This is a genomic window from Parasphingorhabdus sp. (assembly GCF_049667325.1).
Classification (GTDB): domain Bacteria; phylum Pseudomonadota; class Alphaproteobacteria; order Sphingomonadales; family Sphingomonadaceae; genus Parasphingorhabdus.
On sequence record NZ_JBATHY010000260.1, the window covers coordinates 1 to 4,224 of the forward strand.

Genomic DNA, 4,224 nt, shown 5'->3' on the forward strand with positions numbered 1-4,224 from the left:
ATTATCGAGGACGGCGCGTTTATTGGCGCCCGCGCCGAAGTCGCTGAAGGCGTACGCGTCGGCGAAGGCGCGGTGCTCTCCATGGGTGTCTATCTCGGCGCATCAACCAAGATCATCGACCGAATCACCGGAAAGATCTGGATCGGCGAAGTGCCGCCCTATGCGGTGGTGGTGCCGGGGACCTTGCCGCCCAAGGTCAATATCGACGGCATGCCGGGACCAGCGCTCTATTGCGCCGTGATCGTCAAGACCGTCGACGCGCAGACCCGGTCCAAGACCGGCATCAACGAATTGCTGCGCGACTGATGGCAACCCGGGTGGATCAGGTGAAGGTGACGCTGGAGCCCAATGACCACCCCTATCGCAATGGCGCCTGGACCCCGGTTTTCGAAGAACTGGACAGCGACGATCTGGAAGTGATCGGCGACATTCCGGCCGATATCGACGGCCTCTATGTCCGCAACACGGAAAACCCAGTGCACGACAGCATCGGCCGCTATCATCCCTTTGACGGCGACGGGATGATCCACACGATCCGCTTGCAGAACGGCAAGGCGACCTATCGCAACCGCTTTGTCCGGACCGAGGGATTTGAGGCCGAACAGGCAGAAGGCGGGCCTTTGTGGATCGGCATCATGGGCAATCCGTCCGAAAGCAAAAGACCCGGCTGGGGCGCGCACGGCAGCGTCAAGGACAGCAGCTCGACCGATGTCGTGGTCCATGCCGGCGCGATCCTCTCGACCTTCTACCAATGCGGCGAAGGCTATAGACTTGATCCGGACACGCTGGAAACGCTGGGCAAGGCGGACTGGGTACCGGAAGATGGTATTTCCGCGCATCCGAAAGTTGATGAGGCCACCGGCGAGTTACTGTTTTTCAACTATTCGACCAAGCCGCCTTATCTCCATTATGGAGTGGTCGGGCCGGATAACCAGCTCAAGCATTTCATACCAATTGCACTGCCAGGTCCGCGGCTGCCCCATGATATGGCGTTCACCGCAAATTTCGCGATTTTCAACGACTGCCCGCTCTACTGGAAAGAAGATCTGCTCGACCGCGGCCTGCGAATCCCCGCCTATCATCCGGACATGCCAACCCGTTTCGGCATCCTGCCGCGCATGGGCCAGCCTGAAGAGATAAAATGGTTTGAAGCCAAGCCGACCTATGTCCTCCACTGGGCCAATGCTTTCGAGGATGGCGACGAGATCGTGCTCGACGGCTATTTCCAGAATGATCCGGTACCGCCGCCGCTGACCGATTTCCCGGCCGGCTATGAAAGCATGGGCGCGAGCATCGACCTGCACAGCTTCAAGCCGGAGCTTCACCGCTGGCGGTTCAATCTGAAGACCGGCGAGACAAATGAAGAGACCCTGTTCGACGATTATCCGGTCGAATTCGGGATGATCAACGAACAATATGCGGGCCAGCCCTATCGCTATGTCTATAGCGTGACCGGGGAGCCAGGCTGGTTCCTGTTCACCGGCCTGACCAAACATGATCTGGAGACCGGCAAGGCCGAACATTATGGTTTTGGCGAGCATCGTTTCGGTTCGGAAGCGCCCTTCATCCCGCGCGCCAACCCGCGGTCAGAGGATGACGGCTATCTGATCAGCTTCATCACCGACATGGCGCTGGACCGGTCGGAATGTATCATCATCGATGCGCGGAATATTTCGGCGGGCCCGGTCTGCACGATCATATTGCCGCACCGGATTAGCAGCGGCACCCACGCGACCTGGGCTTCGGCGGAGCAGATCGGGCAATAGCGGTGCTCCGCACTTGATGCGGAGCTTTATCCGCTAGCACAATTCTCGATATCCAGAGCTCCGCATCAAGTGCGGAGCACGTCAATCAAACAACTCTCCGTCGCTCGCTTTCCCCGCAGGAGGGTTCAACCCGAGATGCTTCCACCCGCGATCATTGAGCGCGCGCCCCCGCGCCGTTCGCGCAATCAGGCCGAGCTGAATCAGATAAGGCTCGATCACTTCTTCAATCGTATCACGCGGTTCCGACAAGCCCGCCGCAAGCGTTTCCACGCCGACCGGACCGCCCTTGTAAATATCCGCGATCATATGGAGATAACGCCGATCCATCGCGTCGAGACCGATATGATCGACCTCGAGCCGGGTCAGCGATGCATCAGCCACTTTCCGGTCGACAATCACGGTCCCCGCGACATTGGCAAAATCCCGCACCCGGCGGAGCAGGCGTCCGGCGATCCGCGGCGTCCCTCTGGCGCGGCGTGCGACCTCAGTGGCACCATCGGGCGCAATCTCAAGACCGAGCAGCCGTGCCGCGCGGTGGACAACTTTCTCCAGTTCCTCGGTCGAATAGAAGTTGAGCCGCACCGGAATGCCGAACCGGTCGCGCAAAGGCGTCGTCAGCAGTCCCTGGCGCGTGGTCGCCCCAATGAGGGTGAAAGCGGGCAGATCGATCCGCACGCTGCGCGCCGAAGGGCCTTCGCCGATGATGAGATCAAGCGCGCGGTCCTCCATCGCCGGATAGAGCACTTCCTCGACCACCGGATTGAGCCGGTGGATTTCGTCGATAAACAGGACATCGCCTTCTTCCAGGTTCGTCAGCAGCGCCGCGAGATCACCGGACTTGGCAATCACCGGCCCCGAAGTAGCGCGAAAGCCAACGCCTAGCTCCCTCGCAATGATCTGCGCCAGCGTGGTCTTGCCCAAGCCGGGAGGCCCAAAGAACAGCACATGATCCAGCGCCTCGCTACGCCCCTTGGCCGCCTCGATAAATACCCGAAGATTGCCGCGCGCCGCTTCCTGCCCGATAAATTCGTCAAGCGTTTTCGGACGCAGGGCGGCGTCGATGTCTTCCGGTTGCCGCTGCGGCGTAAGATGCGGATTATCAGTAACGGCCAATACCCCCCAAACCGTCACCCTGAACTTGTTTCAGGGCCCATGGTGCGCCCATATACCGCCCGTGCGACAAACGAAACAACCCTGCGTCTACATACTCGCCAGCCAGCCCTACGGCACGCTGTACATCGGCGTGACGTCGAACCTGATCCAGCGCCTTAACCAGCACCGCAACCAGATGACGCCCGGATTTACGTCCAAATATGCGGTATATCGCCTTGTCCGTTTCGAAATGTTCGACGACATGACCAGCGCGATCACGCGAGAGAGGCAACTGAAGAACTGGCACCGAGGCTGGAAGATCAATCTGATTGAATCGGAAAATCCGCAATGGGTTGATCTGGCGGTCAACTTGGGGTTGCCTCAAATAATCGACTGACGCCCCGCCAACGTCATGCTGAACTAGTTTCAGCATCCACCGCGCCCCAATCACAGCCTGTGAGCGCCGAAAAATGGACCCTGAAACAAGTTCAGGGTGACGGAAAGAACGCTCATGAAGCGGCCGATGCAAGCCGTTCATCACCGCGCCGCCTTCTTCAACGCCAACCGGACCAACGCATCCAGTGTCGCCCCATCCCCCGCCTCGGCATCCGCCGCAGCCACCGCCGCACTGGCATCCGCCGGTTTGAAGCCCAGATTCTGCAGCGCGCTCACCGCATCGTCGCTGTTGCTCGAGGGCGCGTGCACCGCGCCGCCGCCAGCAATCGGATCAACCGCAATCCCGCCGACCTTGTCTTTCAATTCATTGACAATCCGCAGCGCCAGTTTTGGGCCAACCCCGTTCGCGCGCGAAACCATCGCCTTGTCACCCATCGCCACGGCCCGCGAAATCTCGCCCGGTTCGAGCGCCGACAAGATCGCCAGCGCCACCTTGCCGCCGACGCCCTGCACCGAGATCAGCAACCGGAACCAGTCGCGCTCCGAGCCGCTGGCAAAGCCCATCAGCCGCATATCGGTCTCGCTGACCTGCATCTCGGTATAGATGGTCGCGCCATCCCCGACCCCGCCAATCGCACCGATGGTCCGCGACGAGCAAAACACCAGATAGCCGACGCCCTGCACATCGAGCACGATATTGTCGGTGCCGATTTCGTCGATGGTTCCGGTGAGTTTTGCGATCATATCGTTGTTTTAGACTAACTTGCTCGGCAATCCAGCCTTCTTTCTCAACCCCGCGCCAGCGGGCATCAAAACATGGTCTCGCACGAAGACACGGAGGCACTAAGCGAATGGTGCCAAAGGCTTGTCTTCGTGGCTTTGTGTCTTCGTGCGAGAAAATCCGTTCGCACTGAGCCTGTCGAAGTGCACCCATCGACCGGGAGCTGTCCTTCGACAAGCTCAGGACTAA

At 59.9% G+C, this 4,224-nt stretch carries 5 protein-coding genes; 3 read left to right on the top strand and 2 right to left on the bottom strand.

Going from position 1 to position 4,224, the window contains the following annotated elements:
* Positions 1–306: DapH/DapD/GlmU-related protein (locus WBM93_RS11715; RefSeq protein ID WP_424432048.1), on the top strand; the 306-nt coding region annotated here is incomplete at its 5' end.
* Positions 306–1,766, top strand: coding sequence for a carotenoid oxygenase family protein (locus WBM93_RS11720; RefSeq protein ID WP_424432049.1), 1,461 nt, complete (start codon positions 306–308; stop codon positions 1,764–1,766). The genes WBM93_RS11715 and WBM93_RS11720, both read left to right, overlap by 1 nt.
* A gap of 81 nt (positions 1,767–1,847) precedes the next feature.
* On the opposite strand, the gene ruvB is transcribed toward WBM93_RS11720, so the two are convergent.
* Positions 1,848–2,879, bottom strand: a complete 1,032-nt coding sequence (gene ruvB, locus WBM93_RS11725; protein ID WP_424432050.1) for a Holliday junction branch migration DNA helicase RuvB — start codon at positions 2,877–2,879, stop codon at positions 1,848–1,850.
* A 61-nt stretch (positions 2,880–2,940) separates the two neighbouring features.
* On the opposite strand from ruvB, the gene WBM93_RS11730 reads away from it, so the two are divergent.
* Entirely contained in the window at positions 2,941–3,255 is a 315-nt protein-coding gene (locus tag WBM93_RS11730) for a GIY-YIG nuclease family protein (protein ID WP_424432051.1), read from the top strand.
* A gap of 140 nt (positions 3,256–3,395) precedes the next feature.
* Here the strand turns inward: WBM93_RS11730 and ruvA are convergent, their stop codons facing one another.
* Entirely contained in the window at positions 3,396–3,998 is a 603-nt protein-coding gene (gene ruvA, locus WBM93_RS11735; RefSeq protein ID WP_424432052.1) for a Holliday junction branch migration protein RuvA, read from the bottom strand.
* Positions 3,999–4,224: the final 226 nt, after the last annotated feature.